The sequence below is a fragment of the Acinetobacter sp. NPDC052428 genome (assembly GCF_044547685.1).
GTDB classification, from domain to species: Bacteria; Pseudomonadota; Gammaproteobacteria; order Pseudomonadales; family Moraxellaceae; genus Acinetobacter; species Acinetobacter lwoffii_G.
In genome coordinates this window covers 128385-147952 of the sequence record NZ_JBIUAT010000003.1, presented here as the reverse complement: position 1 = coordinate 147952, position 19568 = coordinate 128385, and the positions used below count along the sequence as shown (strand labels likewise).

Here is a 19568-nt window from a genome sequence, read left to right as displayed (position 1 = left end):
TAGATTAACGGGATGTTTGTTTTTTGTAAAATACTTACGCAATAGTTACATAAAAAAGCCGATCAATAAAGATCGGCTTTTGGCTTTATATCCACAGGATATTAGGCATTTTTATAATCAATCAAAATACGTAGCATACGGCGTAACGGCTCAGCGGCACCCCAAAGCAACTGGTCACCTACAGTGAACGCACCCAGATATTCTTTACCCATATTCAGCTTGCGCAGACGGCCGACTGGAACGCTTAAAGTACCTGTTACAGCAACAGGCGTCAGATCAGTCATGGATGCTTCACGAGTATTTGGAACCACTTTAGACCAGTCATTGGCACGTGCAATGATGTCTTCGATTTCATCCAAAGGTACATCTTTTTTCAATTTCAGGGTTAATGCCTGAGAGTGACAACGCATGGCACCAATACGCACGCAGTGACCATCAATTGGCACGATCTGCTGGTTGCCCAGAATCTTGTTGGTTTCAACCTGACCTTTCCATTCTTCTTTCGACTGGCCGCTTTCCAGTTGCTTGTCGATATAAGGAATGAGTGAACCAGCCAAAGGAACGCCAAAGTTTGCAGACGGGAAGCCTTCACCACGTTGTAATTCAGCAATTCTAGAGTCGATATCCAGAATTGGAGAACGCGGATCATCTAGCAACTCTTTGGTATTGTTATATAAATAACCCATACCATTGATCAGTTCACGCATGTTTTGCGCGCCTGCACCTGAAGCGGCCTGATAGGTCATTGACGTTGCCCATTCCACCAGATTGTTCTGGAACAGACCGCCCAAGCCCATCAGCATCAAGGAAACTGTACAGTTACCACCGACAAAAGTCTTGGTGCCTTTAACCAAACCATCTTTGATCACATGCATGTTGACCGGATCAAGTACGATGATGGCTTCATCATCCATACGTAAGGTTGATGCTGCATCAATCCAGTAACCGTTCCAGCCTTCAGCTTTCAATTTCGGGAAAACTTCAGAGGTATAGTCGCCACCTTGACAGGTAATAATGACATCCATTTGCTTCAGACTGTTAATGTCTGATGCATCCATAAGTGCTGGGGCGGTCTTACCGCCAAATGCCGGCGCTTCACCGCCTGCATTACTGGTAGAGAAATAGAATGGCTCAAAATGAGCAAAATCATTCTCTTCAACCATACGTTGCATAAGGACGGAACCGACCATCCCGCGCCAACCGACCAGACCTACTTTCATGTCACTTTGCCTCGGTGCGTTAAAAAATCAAAAGGGATTCGAGTGTACCAAAAAGGGACCCAACTGCAAGAGCTACACAATCAAAACATCAATATTCTTGAGAGAAATATCTGCTTTATGATACATACAAAATTGATAACGTCATTTTTCTTTTAGAAAAAATAATAACTTAATTAAGAGCGCAGTTTATGATATGGGTTATCCAAATTCTGGCAATCATTGTCATTTGGTTAAGTTTCTGGTCACTGATACCACGCGATGAATGGTGGATTCGGGGTGCGGATTTTCCACGATTACAAATTCTGGTATTGGGCTTTATCGCCTTTATTCTTTTTCTCCTGGTTGATCATCCCTGGAACTGGTTGAATCAGCTGCTTTTTATCGGTCTGATGGCAGCTTTGGCCTATCAGTTGAAAATGGTATTGCCCTATACCTTTATCTGGAAAAAACAGGTCAAGCAGGTCAAGCATGATCAGCTGGATCCGCAACGTCAGATTTCCCTGGTCGTTTCCAATGTACTTACTACCAATACCAAATATCATTTACTGATCGAGCAGATCCAGATTCATCAGCCAGATCTGGTTTTGACTCTGGAAACCGATCAAAACTGGCAAAATGCACTCTCGGTGATTGAAGCTGATTATCCTTATCGCGTGCCTGTGCCTTTGGATAATCTGTATGGCATGCATCTTTATAGCAAGCTTGAACTCAGTGAAACCGAGGTTAAATTTATTCTGAGTGATGAAATTCCCTCAATTCATACCACGGTGATCTTACGCTCAGGACAACCGGTACAGCTCTACTGTCTGCATCCCAAACCGCCCAGCCCGACCGAGGCCAAAGATTCCACCTTACGTGATGCTGAACTGCTGATTGTTGGTGATCAGATTAAAGATCTGGATGAAAGCTGCATCGTGATGGGTGATCTGAATGACGTGGCCTGGTCACGTACCACACGCCTGTTTCAACGCATTAGTGGGCTGCTGGATCCGCGGGTAGGGCGTCATTATGTGAATACTTTTCACGCAGATTATCCTTTTTTTCGCTGGTCGCTTGATCACGTCTTTCACAGTACCGATTTTGCCTTGGTACACATGGAGCGTTTACCGCATGTGGGTTCTGACCATTTTCCGGTCTTTCTGGTTTTGCAAACCGGTCGGATATTCGAGCATATTCAGGAAGAATTAGAACAAACTGATGAAGATGAGCAGGAAGCACAAAAAGCTATTGAAGAAGGTATTCAGAAAGCAGAGAAAGAGGAAAAAATAGTCACTGATGAAGTTGCTCTGACATATAAAGAAGGGGGCAAAATCTCTTAGCTTTTTAGAAGAAAAGTGTACGATATTGCTTACAACAGTTTCCGCTTCTTGCGAATGGGCAGAGGTTGGGAATCTGGGTATTCTAGGTTTATCAGCACAGGGAGTCGAGAAAGGATATTCTCATAAGGAAGACGAAGCTGAATGAAGACATCATGGATATGATGCTGAAAGGGAAATCAAAAAAAAGCAGAACGAATTATAATATGTGAAAGCACAACCTCATTAACCCGAGTTTTACAGGATGTAGAGCTCGGGTTAAATTATTTCCAATGCTTATTTTTCTAATTTGTTGATAATTAAAATTATTTATTTAAGGCTATATTTTGAGAGTGCAGAAAGGAAATTGTCATTGTCAGTAATGATTCGGTCAATCAATCGGAAGTACTTCAGCTCTATCGTATGAATCTAATGGTCTGCCGCTGAGAAACCACAACTTTTACTCCAAGCGTTACAACACTCGCATCGTCTGGTCACTGCACGGATAAATGGCCGGCTAGTTGGACTGGCAAATGCGATTTCAGATAATTATCTGGTGGTGTATTTCCCGCATTTTTTGGTTGATCCCAAGTTGCAACGACAGGGCATTGGTCGTCTGATCATGCAAAACATGCTGCAATATTATTCAGGATTTCATCAGCAGATTTTAGTGGCCGATCAGCAGGCGACAGGTTTTTATCAAGCCTTAGGCTTCACGTGTGCGGGAAAAACGGAAGCCATGTGGATTTATCAGGGAACGGATCATTAAAATGATTTTAAGCTAGAGCCCTTCAAATCCCGTGATCAAATAGATTTAGTAAATTGATTTATAGCCTTCAGGACGAGTCTTAAAACGGCGGTGGAACCACATATATTGGGTCGGTGCGATGCGCAACTGCTGCTCAATCACCCGGTTCACGCGAGTGGCATCTTCAACTTCATTCTCACTAGGGAAGTTTTCCAGTGCCGGTTCAATGAGCACATGGTAGCGCGGATTGTTAATATCGCCATGACGGTAGAAATATAAAGGAATTGCAGCCGCTTTGGTCATTTTCAGTAAACGGCGATGTGCGGTTACAGTCGCCGCAGGCACGCCAAAAAAAGGTGCCATCACGCCTTGTTTTAAACCATAATCCTGATCCGGACTGTACCAGATCGCATGGCCATTTTTCAGGTTACGTACCAGACCGCGCATATCATCATGGTCAATCTGATTGGCATAAATTGTGGCGCGACAACGGTAAATCAGCATGTCCAAAAGTGGATTATTCTGCGGACGATAGACCACATCCGGTTCAAAATATTGTGCGCAAAGATAACCACCCGCATCGAGCAAAGTTGAATGCGTGCCTAATAACAGCATGCCTTGGCCTGCGGCTTGTGCCTTCTGAATATGTTCCAAGCCTTCAATACTGACGCGGCCCTGAAACCATTTCGGACTGTACCAGGCATTCAGCGTCTCAAACACCCCCAGCATTTGATCGATAAATACCTGACGGGCATTGTCCTGTACCTGCTTTTCAGACCATTCGGGAAAGCAGACTTCCAGATTACGCAGCGTGGTTTCACGGCGTGATTTCAAGTATTTAAAAGAAAGGTGGCCCAGCAGGGACGCCAGACGATGCTGAATGGCCCAAGGTAAGATCGCCAGAATCATCAGGAAAATAATGCCCAGCCATTTGCCCCAGTATTGAGGTAACAGGAATGACCATTGAAATTCACCGGGTTGATATGCAGGCTGAGTACTCATAAAACAATATAGGGCCAAAAGATTAAGTGCAGTCTAACAGAGAAGATTATTGAAATAAAAAAGCATCTGTACGAATACAGATGCTTTAGTAAAAGCTCGGGGAATATTTAGCCGTTACTTAGGTTGTCCAGTTCTTCCCAACGCTCTAATTTTTCCAGTAACAGCTCATCAATTTCGGATAAGCGTTTAGACAGTTTCAGTGCTTTATCGGAATCAGTCACAAATAAGGAGCCATCAGCCAGTTGTGCATTGATCTCGACCTGCTCTTTTTCTAGCGCTTCCATCTCAGCTGGAAGTTGCTCGAGTGCACGTTGGTCTTTATAACTGAGTTTAACTTTTTTGGCAGCGGCCGGCGCAGTCTCGGCTTCTGCTTTGGCCATGGCTTTTTTCACGGCACTTTTTTGGTCAACCACGGTTTGATCCGGACGCTGTTCAAGATAATCCTGATAACCGCCGACATATTCGTCGATATTGCCCTTACCATCAAAGACCCAAGTTGATGTCACCACGTTGTCCATAAAGGCACGGTCATGCGAGATCAACAGCAGGGTGCCTTTGTAGCCACCCAGCATTTCTTCCAGTAACTCTAAGGTCACCATGTCCAGGTCATTGGTTGGCTCATCCATCACAATCAGGTTCGATGGTTTCAGCAACAGTTTCGCCAATAAGATACGATTGCGTTCACCACCAGACAAAGCTTTGACTGGTGTACGTGCACGCTCAGGCGAGAACAGGAAATCTTGTAAATAGCTATAGATATGACGACGGTTGCCATTCACATCCACGTGGTCAGAACCTTCTGACACGTTATCTTTGACTGATTTTTCTAGATCCAGTGCATTACGGAGCTGGTCAAAATAGGCCACTTCTAACTGCGTACCGGTTTTCACTGTACCGCCATGTTCTAGCTCGCCCAGAATGGCTTTAATGAGTGTGGTTTTACCGACACCGTTATCACCGACCAGACCGATACGATCGCCACGGAGTACAAGTGCAGAGAAGTTGTTAATGATCGGTGGATTGTCACCGAATTTCACACTGAGGTTCTCAATTTCAAACACCAGTTTGCCTGAACGGTTGGCATCCTGAGTCGCCATTGCCACTTTACCTTGTTGCGAACGACGTGCTCTAGATTCTTCACGCAATGCTTTCAGGGCACGGACACGACCTTCGTTACGGGTACGACGGGCTTTAATGCCCTGACGGATCCAGACTTCTTCTTCAGCCAGCTTTTTATCGAAGAGCGCATTTTGCTTTTCTTCAGCTTCCATCTGCTGGGCTTTCAGATCTAGATAACGTGAATAGTTACCTTCATAACTACGCAGTTGACCACGATCCAGCTCGACAATACGGGTGGCGATGCTATCGACAAAGGCACGGTCATGCGAAATGAACAGCAGGGTCAAATTGTTTTGATCGAGCAGGAATTTTTCCAGCCACTCGATACTTTCAACGTCTAAATGGTTGGTCGGCTCGTCGAGTAACAGTACATCAGGTTGGGTAAGCAAGGCACGCGCCAGTAAGACACGACGCTTACGACCACCGGACAAGTCGGCAAGATCTGCATCCGGGTCCAGGCCCATTTTGCTTAAAATCGAATTGACCTTGGTTTCCAGCGCCCAGCCATCCAGCTGATCCATTTTGTGTTGCAGGTTGCCCATACGATCACAGGCGTCCATGTCACCGAGTACACAGGCTTCACTAGCAGCATGATAAGCACGCAGAACTTCTGACGCTTCACCAGCGCCATCTGCCACGATATCAGCCACTTTGCCTGAATCCATCGGTACATCTTGCGCCAGCATGGAAATGGTAATACCGTTTTGTAATGAAACTTCGCCGTTGTCAGGCAGTAAACTTCCTTCAATCAGCTTAAGTAAGGTAGACTTACCCTCACCATTACGGCCAATCAAACACACTCGTTCGCCGCGTTCCAAGTTAAAATTCGCGCCGTCGAGCAGGGCGGGTCCACCAAACGCAAGTTGGACATCCCTAAGGGTAATATAGGCCATAATGTTTCCTGAAATCCCCAATGAGGACTTTAAATGACTAAACAACAAAATCTAAATGATCAGGCGTCATTTTCCGCACCCATTGAAGATTTGCAAGTGCGAATTGCATTTTTAGACGATTTAGTTGAACAGTTGAATGATCAGGTGGCCAAACAAACCCTGGAAATTGCTGATCTGAAAAAGCAAATGACGCTGTTATATCAACGTGTTGAGTCTTCAGATTTGTCTGAAGGCATTGCAGAATTTGATCCGGTTGCGGACCGCCCACCGCATTATTAATTTGCAAGCAATGATTTAATCAACAACAACCCTTAGCTGATCTAAGGGTTTTTTATTGAAAAATAAAAATGAGCCACTCTATAAGATGGCAAAAGAGAAATATTTTTGTTTTGAATGGGCTTTTAAATTGCATTAAATCCGCATATAAAAGTAATCAAGCGTAGCGCGATGATCAAGTGCCAAAGAAATTTTCCTGTTGAAAACAAACATTCGCGCTTGCAAACAGATTTTTTGCATGCATTTCATAAAATGCAGTTTGGACCTCTGCCGAAACAGGCCTGCACCCATTCAGCCGTAAAATTATTTGACCTTTCACTCACTTCCTACTCTAATACGGGCTCTCAGGTACATTCCGGAATTGCGTCCCATGCACCCAAAAGTTGTTCTCCTCGACCTCGAAAATAATTTCCCTACAGCCAAGTTAATGCGTGAGATTGTGGCGCATTATTCGACTTTATATCTGTTTAGCTGTGCCGGAAAATTTGAATTCTCCTTAGAGGATTTAACCGAGCTTGCCGGCTGGATCAGCAGTGGTCAGGTGGTGGTACTGGACACGCCTGAATCGCCACAAAAAGAATATGAATATGCGGTCATTGTCGGTCAGCTTATGGCGCTACTGGAGCCGGAAACCGAGGTTGAATTGATCTCGGCGATGGACAGCTGCGAGATGTTGCAGCAGATGCTGCAAGCTTCTGATATTCCGTGTCACCTGATTCAGATTCAGCCTGATGAGCCAAACATTCTAACCGATCAACCTAAAAACCATCTTCCGAGTCTGGAAGCCATCAAGAACAAACCTACCTTGCAACTGGTGAAAAAATACTGTGATGCTTTAGGGAAAATGAGTGGCAAACCGAATACGGTGGAAACCCTAAAAAACTCAGTGGCGAATATTCTGAAAGTGATGCCGGTAAAAGCTCAGCATGTGGTCGGCATGTTGATTAACCTGAAAATCGTCAAACGCTATGATGAGCAAATCAGCTTCCGCAAAAAAGTCCTGAAACAATGGCTGCAGCTCAATCTGGATGAACAAAGCCCGGTTGAAAATCCAAAACTGGATCAGGTCATTTCCCAACTGAAGGCAGATGAAGCTCCAGTTGCATCTGAAATACTCAAGTCACCAATCCAGTCGGCACAGCAAGACCTGTTCAAGAACTTTGGCCGGATCGATCCGGTACAACTGGAAGTGGCGCGTAAACTGCGTGAATTGCAGGGTGATAAACCCAAAGACATTTATGAGCTGCGTGATTTACTGGAACAGTTATTTCCAAAATCGGACATTCGCTTGCTGCTGAAAGAGCTGATCGAGAAAGGTTATATTTACTGGAATGGTCACGAAATTTTATATAGTCATGAAATGTTCCTGAATTAATTTTATCGTGCAAACTTGCGTTTTATATTGTGCTTATGCAACTCTAATAATAGAACATAAAGGTTGAACTATGGAAAACACTGGAATCTGGGTGACGGTGGTCATCATCATTTTCGTCATAGGGTCGATTTTCGGGTTACGTGTAAGTCCCCGAGAAAAAGCCTTGGGGCTGATGCGTGATAAAGCCCGTAAAATGGGTTTGCATCCACGTCTGGTGGTGGCACCGGACTGGACCAAAATCCCGAAGGCGACTGAAAGTCGTGCCAGTATGGTCGCATACTACAGTGTGCTGATGCCAGATGCACGTTTGCCCTTGATGCGCGCCCGTGTTGTCGATAATAAACTCGAAATCGTGCAGGGTGATGAGAAATTTAAAGATTTTCCCATTGCATTAAAAGGCATTTATGCTATTGATATGCAGGCCAACTGTGTCGGCGTGTATTGGGATGAAGAAGCTGATTTAAGAGCGACCCAACTCGACGACATCAAAGCGCTGTTACACGCTTTGGCTGAACTTTAATTTAGAAATAAACAGGATTAACGGTTAATTATGGCGAACGCTCCTCGGTCCACATCAAAAAGCAGCACAGCGAAGTCTCCCGACGCTGGAAGCAAGCGTGCCCTAGTGATTGTGGAGTCGCCTGCAAAAGCGAAAACAATCAATAAGTACCTTGGTCCGAACTACATCGTAAAATCATCAGTGGGTCATGTGCGTGACTTGCCGACAGGCGGTTCTGCAAAATCGACAGAGAAAAAACCGGCGACACGTACCAAACTGACGGATGCAGAAAAAGCTGAAAAATCACAGAATGCGTTGATTAACCGCATGGGTGTCGATCCGGAACATGACTGGAAAGCCAAATACGAAGTCCTTCCTGGCAAAGAACATGTGGTTGCCGAACTGAAAAAACTGGCATCGCAAGTCGATGAAGTCTATCTGGCAACGGATATGGACAGGGAAGGAGAGGCGATTGCCTGGCATTTAAAAGAAGTCATCGGTGGTGATGATTCGCGTTATCAGCGTGTGGTCTTCAACGAAATTACCAAAAACGCGATTCAGGATGCCTTTAAGCATCCGTCACGTCTGGATACCAATAAAGTCAATGCACAGCAGGCACGCCGTTTCCTGGATCGTGTCGTGGGCTTTATGATTTCGCCATTGCTTTGGGAAAAGATTGCCCGTGGTCTGTCGGCCGGTCGTGTACAGTCGGTTGCAGTGAAGCTGGTGGTCGAGCGTGAACGTGAAATTCGTGCCTTCATTCCTGAAGAATACTGGCAGGTGTTTGCCGATACCAAATCGAAAAAAGATGATATTCGTCTCGAAGCGGTCAAGCAAAATGGCAAGACGCTCAAGCTGCGCAACAAAGCCGAAACTGATGCCTTATTAAACCTGATCAAAGATGCGGATTATACGGTTTCTGCACGTGAAGATAAGCCAACCAAGGTTAATCCAAGTGCGCCGTATATCACGTCAACGCTACAACAGGCAGCCAGTACCCGTCTCGGTTTTTCTGTGAAGAAAACCATGATGCTGGCGCAGCGTCTGTATGAAGCCGGCTTCATTACCTATATGCGTACCGACTCGACCTTCTTGAGTGATGATGCGGTGAATATGGTGCGTGGTCATATCGAATCCGAGTTTGGCGAGAAGTATTTGCCTGCCAAGCCGAACCGTTATGGCAATAAAGCCGGTGCGCAAGAAGCGCATGAGGCGATTCGTCCATCTATGGTTGGCTTAAAAGGCGACAGTCTGGTGGGTGTTGAGCGTGATGCACAGCGTCTGTATGACCTGATCTGGCGCCAGTTTGTTGCCTGTCAGATGACTCCGGCAGAATACCTGTCTTCTACCATTTTAGTGGATGCTAATGGCGTGGAACTGAAAGCCAAAGGCCGTACCTTGGTCTTTGATGGCTTTACTCGCGTGCGTGGTGCCAATAAAGCCGATGACGATATTTTATTGCCTGCGGTCAAAGTCGGTGAAGTCCTCAAACTTGAGAAACTTGATCCATCTCAACATTTCACCAAGCCACCGGCACGTTTTACCGAAGCCTCACTGGTCAAAGAACTCGAGAAAAAAGGCATTGGCCGTCCATCAACCTATGCTGCGATTATCTCGACCATTCAGGATCGTGGTTATGTGAAACTGGATAACCGTCGTCTCTATGCCGAGAAGATGGGTGAGATCGTTACCGATCGTCTGGATGAAAATTTTAGTAATCTGATGAACTATGCCTTTACCGCAGATCTTGAAGGTCAGCTGGATAAAGTAGCAGATGGTGAGCGTAACTGGAAAGAGTTATTAGACAGCTTCTATGGCGATTTTAAGCAACGTTTGACTACGGCGCAGGGTGAGAACGGTATGCGCCGCAATCAGCCTGTAGAAGTGGATGCAGTACACTGTAAAGAATGTGACCGTCCAATGCAGATTCGTACCGGAACCACAGGCGTATTCTTGGGTTGTTCAGGCTATAACCTACCGCCGAAAGAGCGTTGTAAAGGAACCTTGAACCTGACACCAGTTGAGTCTCTGGCTGCATTATCTGATGATGAGGCTGCGGAAACTGCTGACCTGATGTCGAAGAAGCGTTGTCCGATCTGTGAAACTGCCATGGACAGCTATGTGATTGATGGCGGCCGTAAACTGCATATCTGTGGGAATAACCCGGACTGTAGTGGTTTTGAACTTGAAGAAGGTGAGTTCAAAATTAAAGGCTATGATGGCCCGAGTATCCCATGCGACAAGTGTGATGGTGAAATGCAGCTGAAGACGGGTCGTTTTGGTCCGTATTTTGCCTGTACCAGCTGTGACAATACCCGTAAAGTCTTAAAGAGCGGTCAGCCTGCGCCTCCACGTGTGGATCCGATCAAGATGGAGCATTTACGTTCTGCCAAGCATGACGATTTCTTTGTACTGCGTGACGGTGCAGCCGGTTTATTCCTGGCGGCAAGCAAGTTCCCGAAAGTGCGTGAAACCCGTGCACCGAAAGTGGCCGAGATTCGTTCTGTTGCCGACCAGCTTGATCCAAAGTATCAGTTTATCTTGCAGGCACCTGATGTGGACCCGGAAGGGAATCCAACTCTGGTAAAATTTAGCCGTAAGAACCAGTCACAATATATTGGTTCGGAAACTGCAGAAGGCAAGCAAACCAAATGGTCTCTGGTTTATCAGGACGGAAAATGGGTTGAAGCCTAAACTCTAAGATTCAAAAAAATGCTGACGAAAGTCGGCATTTTTTATGTCAGAATCATGTATATAAAAAATTAAAAATAATATCTTGGGGTGGATGTGGATATTCAGACAAAAAAGTTCGCTGTATTAATCGATGCGGATAATTCTTCTATCAACGCGATTTCATCGGTATTGGAGGAAGTTGCGAAATATGGAATTGCCAGTGTCAAACGTGTGTATGGGGACTGGAGCAGCGAAACTTTAAAGAAATGGCGAGATGTACTCCTTCCTCATGCCATCACTCCGGTACAACAATTCGCTTATACCAAGGGTAAAGATGCGACGGATATGATCCTGATCATTGATGCTATGGATTTACTTTATGCAGGTGCATTAGATGGATTTTGTATCGTATCCAGCGATAGCGATTTCACGCCCTTAGCTTCACGTATTCGTGAAAATGGTCTAACAGTGTATGGCTTTGGCAAAAAAGCTACGCCTGAAGCATTTAAGAAAGCCTGTGACAAGTTCATTTATATCGAAAACTTACTTGTAGATAGTGAAATTAAAAATAATGAGGATGGTGAAGAAACAGGATCAATAGATAAAAAAGTTTCGGAGATTATCAAGACTAATGGACAAAAAACTATATCTGCGCAAAAGGAAATTCAGTTACCTGAAGGGATGGATCGAGCTACGCTTAACTTAATTTATAAAGCTGTAAAAGATAATGCCGATGATAATGGATGGGCGAATTTAGGGATGGTCGGGCAGTATATCAGTGCAGTAAAGCCTGATTTTGACTCTCGTAACTATGGTAGAGCCAAATTGTCAGGATTAATAAAAACTTTAAATTTATTTGAAACAAAAATAGAAATGAGTCAGATGTATTTAAGAAAAATGAAAAAGCAGAGTGTGTAATCGATATGTGGAAAAAGATTCGGATTCTGATTTTATTAATCATCTTATTGATTGTCGCAGTTAATGCCTATCGTGATCAAAACCAGAACTGGTCAAAGCCAATTATTGTTTTGCTGCATCCGATTAATGCCGATGGATTACCGACCACACAGCAATATATCCAGCAACTGTCAGCTCAGGACTTGAATGGAGCAAGGGAATATCTGGAAAAAGCAGCTCAGCAGTATCGCGGAAAGCCGACTTATTTTTATTTTAATTTAGGCCGTGAGCTTCAAGTTCTACCACCCAAAGTCCCTGAGCAAGCCTCGCTCATCGATACAGTTTTATGGAGTTTAAAATTCCGGTTCTATGCTTGGAAACAACGACAGAGTTCAGATCCTTCAGCCAATGTGACTTTATTTTTAAATTACTATGATCCTGTGCAGACCAAGCAATTGAAACATTCAACTGCCTTGCAAAAAGGCCGAATTGGTTCGGTAAATCTATTTGCATCCAAGCAACAGACTGAACAGAATAAAATTGTCTTGGTTCATGAGTTGCTGCATGCCTTTGGTGCTTCAGATAAATATGATTTGGCCACAGGCCAACCGATTTATCCACTGGGTTATGCATTTCCAGATCAACAACCCTTATTTCCGCAGGCCAAAGCGGAGCTGATGGCAGGATATATCCCGGTGTCTCAAACCACCAGTAAAATGCCAGAATCTTTAAATCAAACTTTGATTAATGAGATAACTGCAATTGAACTGGGCTGGAAATAAAGACTTGTGGATAGTGCTGGATTTATCCACAATTTAGACTTCATTTGTGGATAAAAGATCACACCATGCCGCTCACCTTTGTGCTTGCTCCCGACTCGTTTAAAGAAAGCATGTCTGCTGCACAGGCTTCTCAGGCCATGCAACGCGGTATTCAGAATGTCATTCCGGATGCCCACATTATTCATGTGCCAATGGCTGATGGTGGTGAAGGCACGGTCGATGCACTGATTTCAAGTTTAAAGGGGGAAAGTATTGCATGTGAAGTGACCGGGCCATTATCTGAGCAACGTATTCAGACCTATTGGGGTTTGGTTGATGCAAGCCAGACTGCCGTGATTGAAATGGCCAAGGCCAATGGCATTCATTTATTGAAACCTTCACAGCGTAACCCGATGCTTACTTCGACCTATGGTACAGGAGAAATGATCAAACAAGCATTGGATTTGGATGTGAAAAAAATCATCATTGGGCTCGGTGGCAGTATTACCAATGATGCAGGTGCTGGTATGGCGCAAGCACTGGGTGTGCGGTTTCTAAATTATAAGAGTGAGTCAATTCAGGTCTGTGGTGGAAACTTAGATCTGGTCAAATCAATGGATTTATCCGAACTTGATCCACGTTTAGCAGATACTGAAATAATCATTGCATCGGATGTCAACAATCCACTGTGTGGACCAAATGGTGCATCGATAATCTTTGGACCACAAAAAGGTGCAACGCCTGAAATGGTCAAGCAGTTGGATCAAAACCTCTGTCATTTCGCCGATGTGGTTGCTCAGCAGATTGGCTGTGATTATCGTCATGTGGCAGGTGCGGGCGCTGCCGGTGGATTGGGTTTTGGTTTAATGGCATCCACTGCTGCTTCCATTCGATCAGGTGTAGAGCTGATGATTGAACAGGTTCAACTGGGTGAAAAAATAGCGCAAGCAGATCATGTGTTTACCGGGGAAGGTAAAATTGATTTTCAAACCAAATTTGGCAAAACGCCATTTGGTGTGGCGCAGGTTGCAAAACACTTCAATAAACCGGTGATTGCTTTTTCGGGTCTAGTCGGTGAAGGGATTGAGGATTTGTTTGAGTCAGGATTTAGCCAGATTGTTGGGATTAATCCGCCAGATTGTCCTTTAGAGGAAGCCTTAAATAATGCAGAAATGAACTTGGAGAAAGCTGTCGCTGAGATAGTTAAAAATCTTTTGACAGAGTGAAAGTATTTCTCTCTCCTGTAATCCAGCACGCCCTGTCGTTAGCTAATATCAAATCAGGAAATAAAATTGGAGACAGTTTCAGGACAACTGAAAAGCCATAATTCTGGAAGCGATCTGTTAAACTACATACATCCACAAAATGATGAGTGAAAATGAGTTTAGCCACCCTGATTGATGAATTAAATCCTCAGCAAAGACAAGCAGCCACCACAGAAGCAAAACACAGTTTAGTGCTGGCCGGGGCAGGTTGTGGCAAAACCAAGACCATCGTGGCACGCGCAGCTTACTTGATTGAACAGGGCGTGCCTGCCAAGCAGATTCAGATTCTGACCTTTACTCGCCGTGCAGCCAGTGAAATTGTGGCGCGTGTCGAACTGGCACTTGGTGAACAAGCCAAGGGGCTGCGAGCCTCGACCTTTCATACCTTCTGTATGTATCTGCTGCGCCGTATTCCGAAAGCTTTTGGTCTGGAACAGTTTTCGATTATTGATCGTGATGATCAGCTGATGATGTTCCGCCTGATTCGCGGCCGTGATGACAAGAAAAATCCCAATCATTTGCCTAAGCCTCAGGAATTATGTGACCTGTATTCTTTTGCACGGAATACCCGGCAAAAACTCAGTCTGGCATTAGAAAAACAGATGCCAGAATATCTGGCTCTCAAAGACCAGATTGCTGACATCATGAAAGAATATGAAGCACGTAAGCAGGTGCGCAGCTTTCTGGATTATGATGACATCCTAGCGATAGTTGCCACGGCGCTGGCACAGTCCGAAGGTCTGGTCGACTATGTCGCTTCGATCTGTCGGCATATGCTGGTCGATGAAATGCAGGATACCAATCCATTGCAATGGGCTTTGCTGGAGCCACTGAAAGACCAGATTAGCCTGTTCTGTGTCGGTGATGATGCGCAGTCGATTTATGGTTTTCGTGGTGCAGACTTTGAAAATATTCACCATTTCAAAGAGCGTGTGCCAGATGCGCAGATTTTTAAATTAGAAAAAAACTACCGCTCGACCCAGGAAATTCTGGATCTGTCCAACTGGCTGCTCGATCAGTCTGAAATCAAATATGACAAACGTCTGGAAGCGTATCGCGGAGAAGGCATTAAGCCGCGCATGCATATTTTCCCGAATGAGTTTGATGAAGCCAAATGGATCGCGATTGATATTAAAGAGCGTCATTATCTGCAAGGTAGTAAGTGGGGCGAGCATATGGTGCTGGTTCGTTCCAGTTTTGCCGCACGGCATATTGAGGCAGCCTGTATCGCGGCTAATGTGCCGTATCGCTTTATTGGTGGCATGAAGCTGTTGGAAACGGCGCATGTCAAAGATTTGCTCAGCATGCTGCGCGTAGTCGCCAATCCGCTGGATGATATCGCCTGGATGCGTTTCTTGACCCTGTGGAATGGTGTTGGTGATGTGGGTGCCAGTAAGCTATCGCAGCAGTTATTGGCTGAACCGGAAATGGAAGCTATTGCAGATAATTTGGAAAAATTTGGCAAGATACCATTAGAAACTATTCTCATCATGCAGCAGATGAGTGTGCTCAAAGGCGAAGTGCAAGCCTGTGTCGGTCTTGCGATTCAGGCGATTGAATCGCAGTTGGCGGAAAACTATAAAAAGGATTGGCCACGTCGCCAGAGTGATTTTGAACTCGTCAAACAGCTGGCCTCCAAGCATTCACAGTTGAGTGAATTTTTAGAGGAATATGTACTGGATCCGGTGTCAATCTCGGAAATTGAACGCCAGTCGGATCATGATGTGGTGACCTTAATCACCATTCACTCGGCAAAAGGTACTGAGCAAAATGTCTGTTATGTGGCCAATGTCACGCCAGGCAATTACCCGCATGCACGTGCTCAGGGTGACTTTGATGATGTCGAAGAAGAACGTCGTGTGCTATATGTGGCGTTGACCCGGGCAAAAAATGAATTGATTCTGACCAAACAGAACCTGAATCATTGGGCGCGGGAAACGGTCGATGAGCAGGGGCGTAAAGTCGAAAGCTATTTCCTGAATGATCTCACCCGGCATTTATGTACCACGGAAACCCATTACAAGACCCGGCAGCAAACGGTAAAAAGTGCCTTGATTGAACGCAAGTCGATTAATTTAGATTTTGGCATTGATCTCGATTAAACTATGGCAAAGTTGTTTCATGCAAAAAGTAGAGTAGGCGCGTGCTTTTTGATATTTTTTGCCTATCTTCTTAAGGTTGTAAGATGAAAATTTTAGTTCGTAATTTAGAACGTACGGTCACAGAAGCCGAATTACTGAAACTGTTCCAGGAATATGGCACAGTGGAGACCTGTACTTTGGTGCTTGATGCAGCAACAGGCAAATCAAAAGGTTTTGCTTTTGTAGAAATGCCACATGGCCGTGAAGCGGTGAAAGCCATTAAAGGCCTGAACACGTTGCGCTTGCACGGACATGGGATCCGCGTGAAAGCTGCAGAAGACAAGCCTCAGGCTTAAACTCAAAAAAGGAGCACTGGATAGGCTCCTTTTTTTATGGTCGAAATTTAGTATCGCCGTACTTAATCAGTGAGCTCAATGCTCTGAATTTCAGTGCGGGATTGATTCAGTCTAAACATCTTTTGATTGCGAAATGCAGGCGAACCTTTTACTTTATAAAAGCCAAAATTTGTTTTAACCCTTAGGAAATCTCGATGACCCGTGTTGCTCGCTATCATGCGGACCGTACCAATCAAAAACTGTATTTCGCCCGTCTATCCTGCCAGCAAGCAGAGCAAACCGAACATGTACAACAGGCTCAGGCACAACGTGAAGCAACTGTGTTTCATTTGCATGGTGCTTTGTTAGCATTTTTACAGGAACTGGTGCGTTACTATCGCCTGAATGATCCTCATCCGACGCTAAAATCGATCGAAGAACTGATGGCGGCCAAAGGCCAGATTTCGCCAGAAGTGGCGGTATTGCAACATTTGTCCAAGAGCGGTTTCATTGCTGAACTGAAGCGCGCGTACCGTCTGTGCCAGTATGCGCCCGAACCAAGTACCCCAGAACCTGAAGACGAAACCTCCTCAAATCTCATCATTAAAGTCACACAGTCTCCACAAGCGTGGTTACCTGATACTGCTATATTGAGAGAGTGGCATCGTGACCTGACCCAATTAATTGATGGTTTTCGTAATGAGATGATTGAATTTTAATCGGATCGGCTGTACTTGAAAATGCAATTTTTAACCCTATATCAATTACTCTAATGATGCAAAGTGCACCCGGCGCTTTGCCACCATGTTGAACATGGAGGATATATGTCTATAGAACAGTTGAAAGATTTATTTGGTAATCAAGACGCGATTTTAGAACTCGTTCAACTTGAAGGCGGCGCGTTGGCTCTACGCAATGCAGGCTCACATAAACAGCCTTTGGTCATGATTCAATTTAATGATGAGGTGAAAGCTTTACTTGGAGAGCAGACGCCCGTGATTGCGCAACAGATGATTCAGGCAGCACTCTATGGTTTGCTGGAACAGCAGGTCAATGAGTGGCAGGCTGAAGTTGTGGATGAAGAACCAAAGTATATGAGTTAATCGTTGAAATTTATTTAGAAAGCACACTATCGGTGTGCTTTTTGAGTTTTATAGGTTATTAAATTAGGCAGATTTTAAGTACCATAAAACGTTCATTTGAAATGAAGATGAAAAATCAGTATTTTAAAATTTAAGTCGTGAGCAGTCTGAAGCCAGTGTGTTAATAAAATCTTTGGCTCAGAGATATATTGATGTCCATAAAAAAAGTTGCCAGATCCGGCAACTTTTTTATTTGGCGTTTATTCAAAGAAAAACTTTAATGAGAAGGCGTATGCTGATGCGCGATCTCAATCTGGTTCAAAATATGATTGCTCATATTTTTTGCCATTTCTTCTTTGGCATAATAAACCGCACCGACATTATCCCGACGAATGGCTTCAGCTTCTTCCTTGCTTTCTGCACAGACCAGTACCTGAATTTGTGGATTCAAGGTCTTGGCAATGTCCACGATTTTATGAATATCGATAATATCCATAGGAGAGATAACCAGTAAGCGCGCATGTTGAATATGTGCTTGAATCAGTACTCCGGCTTCAGTGGCTACACCAGACACTGCAGCAATGCCTTTTTCACGTAGGTTTTCGACGATGTCACGGTTTTCTTCGGCAATCACCACCTTAATGTTTTCTTCCATCAATGAGCGGGTAATGCGACGTCCCACCTCACCATGGCCAATAATGACCACCTGATCGCGCAGGTAATCCTGTGAGACTTCATCCGGCAACATTGCCAAAGGGTCACCACTGCGTTCCAGTAAGCGGGCCAGAGTCGAGCGTTCCCGAATCCATTTCTGTACCGGCTCAATCGCGGAAAAGATAAAGGAGTTAAGCGTAATCGAAATTAAGGCACCTGCCAGAATCAGGTTTTGACCTTCCAGCGAAAGCAGATTGAGCGAAACACCGAGTGCAGCCAAAATAAAGGAGAACTCACCAATCTGTGCCAGAGAAGCACCGACGGTCAAAGCGGTATTGATCGGATAACGGAAGAACAGCACCAGTGCCATCGCGGCAATAGTTTTACCAATCATGATAATCCCGACCACGGCCAGTACATGTAAAGGCTGTTCCAGCAGGATGCGCGGATCAAACAGCATGCCGACGGAGACAAAGAATAAAATCGAGAAAATTTCACGCAGTGGCAAGGTTTCTTCTTCGGCACGATGACTGAAATCAGATTCTTTCACCACCATCCCGGCAAAGAAAGCACCCAGTGCCATCGACACGCCAAAGATCTTATAAGCACCAAAGGCAATCGAGACGGCAGCAGCCACCACTGTTAAGGTAAACAGCTCACGTGAACCCAGACGTGCCACCACCTGTATGATCATCGGAATCAAGCGTTTACCAATAATCAGCATGAAGGCAATAAAGCCTGCGACTTTAAGTAAGGTAATCCCTAAGGTAAGCCAGATATTCTCATCGCTTGCGCCTTCCAGCGCCTGCCCACCTAAAAGCACCGCAGTGGCAGGTAACAGTACCAGCGCCAAGACCATGACCAGATCTTCGACCAGCAACCAGCCAACAGCAATTCGGCCATTGATTGAATCCAGTAAGCCACGATCACCAAGGGCTTTGAGTAGAACCACGGTACTGGCACAAGACAGGCTTAGGCCGAAGACCAGTGCTGAGCCAAAGCTCCAGCCCCACAGCATCGAAACTCCAACCCCGAGCAAGGTGGCAACTGCAATCTGTAAAATCGCACCAGGCAGGGCAATCCGGCGTACCTGCATCAGATCGTTCAGGGAAAAATGCATTCCGACGCCAAACATCAGGAACATGACGCCAAGTTCTGCCAGTTGGTTGGCCAGATGAATATCACCGACCACACCGGGTGTATGGGGACTAATCAGAATGCCGGCAATTAAGTAACCGATCAAAGGGGGAAGACGTAACCGTGCAGCGAGATAGCCAAAGACCAAAGCTAAGCCAAAACCAACAGCCAGTAATATAATGAGCTCTACGTCATGTGGCACTAAATACTCCTTTAGCTAGGTTTGCTGGGAAATAAGCACAAAAAGTGCCAAAAC

Annotated in this window: 17 protein-coding genes; 13 read left to right on the top strand and 4 right to left on the bottom strand. The window is 45.1% G+C overall.

The genetic code is table 11. The features are described from left to right. Window positions 1-101 precede the first annotated feature (101 nt). The gene (gene asd / locus ACIG3F_RS03805) at window positions 102-1220 is read right to left on the bottom strand and encodes an aspartate-semialdehyde dehydrogenase (RefSeq protein ID WP_004647391.1); all 1119 of its coding nucleotides are present in this window, start codon (window positions 1218-1220) and stop codon (window positions 102-104) included. A 188-nt stretch (window positions 1221-1408) separates the two neighbouring features. On the opposite strand from asd, the gene ACIG3F_RS03800 reads away from it, so the two are divergent. After that, window positions 1409-2539: an endonuclease/exonuclease/phosphatase family protein gene (locus ACIG3F_RS03800; RefSeq protein WP_396469409.1), complete on the top strand. Its 1131-nt coding sequence runs from the start codon at window positions 1409-1411 to the stop codon at window positions 2537-2539. Window positions 2540-3005: 466 nt separating this feature from the next. After that, entirely contained in the window at window positions 3006-3284 is a 279-nt protein-coding gene (locus tag ACIG3F_RS03795; RefSeq protein ID WP_396469423.1) for a GNAT family N-acetyltransferase, read from the top strand. Between the two features lie 45 nt (window positions 3285-3329). On the opposite strand, the gene ACIG3F_RS03790 is transcribed toward ACIG3F_RS03795, so the two are convergent. Together ACIG3F_RS03790 and ACIG3F_RS03785 are read right to left on the bottom strand one after the other, a co-directional pair. Next, window positions 3330-4265 (bottom strand): hypothetical protein, encoded by a 936-nt coding sequence (locus ACIG3F_RS03790; RefSeq protein WP_005261737.1) that lies wholly within the window; start codon window positions 4263-4265, stop codon window positions 3330-3332. A 107-nt stretch (window positions 4266-4372) separates the two neighbouring features. After that, a complete protein-coding gene (locus ACIG3F_RS03785) occupies window positions 4373-6277 on the bottom strand; it encodes an ATP-binding cassette domain-containing protein (RefSeq protein WP_396469408.1) in 1905 nt (634 codons plus the stop codon). 33 nt (window positions 6278-6310) lie between these two features. Between ACIG3F_RS03785 and ACIG3F_RS03780 the strand changes: the two genes are divergently transcribed. From ACIG3F_RS03780 to ACIG3F_RS03730, 11 genes are all read left to right on the top strand, one after another. Then, window positions 6311-6556, top strand: a complete 246-nt coding sequence (locus tag ACIG3F_RS03780) for a SlyX family protein (RefSeq protein WP_004278477.1) — start codon at window positions 6311-6313, stop codon at window positions 6554-6556. A gap of 367 nt (window positions 6557-6923) precedes the next feature. Continuing rightward, window positions 6924-7928 (top strand): hypothetical protein, encoded by a 1005-nt coding sequence (locus tag ACIG3F_RS03775; RefSeq protein ID WP_396469407.1) that lies wholly within the window; start codon window positions 6924-6926, stop codon window positions 7926-7928. Window positions 7929-7998: 70 nt separating this feature from the next. After that, the gene (locus ACIG3F_RS03770; RefSeq protein WP_004278475.1) at window positions 7999-8448 is read left to right on the top strand and encodes a hypothetical protein; all 450 of its coding nucleotides are present in this window, start codon (window positions 7999-8001) and stop codon (window positions 8446-8448) included. Window positions 8449-8478: 30 nt separating this feature from the next. Continuing rightward, a complete protein-coding gene (gene topA / locus ACIG3F_RS03765; protein WP_004278474.1) occupies window positions 8479-11121 on the top strand; it encodes a type I DNA topoisomerase in 2643 nt (880 codons plus the stop codon). 93 nt (window positions 11122-11214) lie between these two features. Continuing rightward, complete coding sequence (locus tag ACIG3F_RS03760; protein WP_034439084.1) at window positions 11215-12018, top strand: NYN domain-containing protein; 804 nt, start codon at window positions 11215-11217, stop codon at window positions 12016-12018. A gap of 5 nt (window positions 12019-12023) precedes the next feature. After that, the gene (locus tag ACIG3F_RS03755) at window positions 12024-12779 is read left to right on the top strand and encodes a hypothetical protein (protein ID WP_121979825.1); all 756 of its coding nucleotides are present in this window, start codon (window positions 12024-12026) and stop codon (window positions 12777-12779) included. A gap of 65 nt (window positions 12780-12844) precedes the next feature. Continuing rightward, window positions 12845-13984 carry a glycerate kinase gene (locus ACIG3F_RS03750; RefSeq protein WP_396469406.1) on the top strand — a complete coding sequence of 380 codons (1140 nt, stop codon included), beginning with the start codon at window positions 12845-12847 and terminating at the stop codon, window positions 13982-13984. Between the two features lie 152 nt (window positions 13985-14136). Then, entirely contained in the window at window positions 14137-16125 is a 1989-nt protein-coding gene (locus ACIG3F_RS03745; RefSeq protein WP_396469405.1) for an ATP-dependent helicase, read from the top strand. 83 nt (window positions 16126-16208) lie between these two features. Next, entirely contained in the window at window positions 16209-16460 is a 252-nt protein-coding gene (locus ACIG3F_RS03740; RefSeq protein WP_004729489.1) for an RNA-binding protein, read from the top strand. 194 nt (window positions 16461-16654) lie between these two features. After that, window positions 16655-17158: a DUF6586 family protein gene (locus ACIG3F_RS03735; RefSeq protein WP_004278463.1), complete on the top strand. Its 504-nt coding sequence runs from the start codon at window positions 16655-16657 to the stop codon at window positions 17156-17158. 105 nt (window positions 17159-17263) lie between these two features. Next, on the top strand, window positions 17264-17542 hold the full coding sequence (locus ACIG3F_RS03730) for a hypothetical protein (protein ID WP_004278462.1): 279 nt from the start codon (window positions 17264-17266) through the stop codon (window positions 17540-17542). Between the two features lie 256 nt (window positions 17543-17798). Here ACIG3F_RS03730 and ACIG3F_RS03725 read toward each other — a convergent pair whose 3' ends face one another. Next, window positions 17799-19514, bottom strand: coding sequence for a cation:proton antiporter (locus ACIG3F_RS03725; protein ID WP_005107946.1), 1716 nt, complete (start codon window positions 19512-19514; stop codon window positions 17799-17801). Window positions 19515-19568: the final 54 nt, after the last annotated feature.

Coding starts and splice junctions, on each gene's coding strand:
- ACIG3F_RS03750 (WP_396469406.1), top strand. CDS start 12,845: ATGCCGCTCACCTTTGTGCTTGCTCCCGACTCGTTTAAAGAAAGCATG.
- ACIG3F_RS03745 (WP_396469405.1), top strand. CDS start 14,137: ATGAGTTTAGCCACCCTGATTGATGAATTAAATCCTCAGCAAAGACAA.
- ACIG3F_RS03800 (WP_396469409.1), top strand. CDS start 1,409: ATGATATGGGTTATCCAAATTCTGGCAATCATTGTCATTTGGTTAAGT.
- ACIG3F_RS03790 (WP_005261737.1), bottom strand. CDS start 4,265: ATGAGTACTCAGCCTGCATATCAACCCGGTGAATTTCAATGGTCATTC.
- ACIG3F_RS03740 (WP_004729489.1), top strand. CDS start 16,209: ATGAAAATTTTAGTTCGTAATTTAGAACGTACGGTCACAGAAGCCGAA.
- asd (WP_004647391.1), bottom strand. CDS start 1,220: ATGAAAGTAGGTCTGGTCGGTTGGCGCGGGATGGTCGGTTCCGTCCTT.
- topA (WP_004278474.1), top strand. CDS start 8,479: ATGGCGAACGCTCCTCGGTCCACATCAAAAAGCAGCACAGCGAAGTCT.
- ACIG3F_RS03780 (WP_004278477.1), top strand. CDS start 6,311: ATGACTAAACAACAAAATCTAAATGATCAGGCGTCATTTTCCGCACCC.
- ACIG3F_RS03775 (WP_396469407.1), top strand. CDS start 6,924: ATGCACCCAAAAGTTGTTCTCCTCGACCTCGAAAATAATTTCCCTACA.
- ACIG3F_RS03770 (WP_004278475.1), top strand. CDS start 7,999: ATGGAAAACACTGGAATCTGGGTGACGGTGGTCATCATCATTTTCGTC.
- ACIG3F_RS03730 (WP_004278462.1), top strand. CDS start 17,264: ATGTCTATAGAACAGTTGAAAGATTTATTTGGTAATCAAGACGCGATT.
- ACIG3F_RS03735 (WP_004278463.1), top strand. CDS start 16,655: ATGACCCGTGTTGCTCGCTATCATGCGGACCGTACCAATCAAAAACTG.
- ACIG3F_RS03785 (WP_396469408.1), bottom strand. CDS start 6,277: ATGGCCTATATTACCCTTAGGGATGTCCAACTTGCGTTTGGTGGACCC.
- ACIG3F_RS03755 (WP_121979825.1), top strand. CDS start 12,024: ATGTGGAAAAAGATTCGGATTCTGATTTTATTAATCATCTTATTGATT.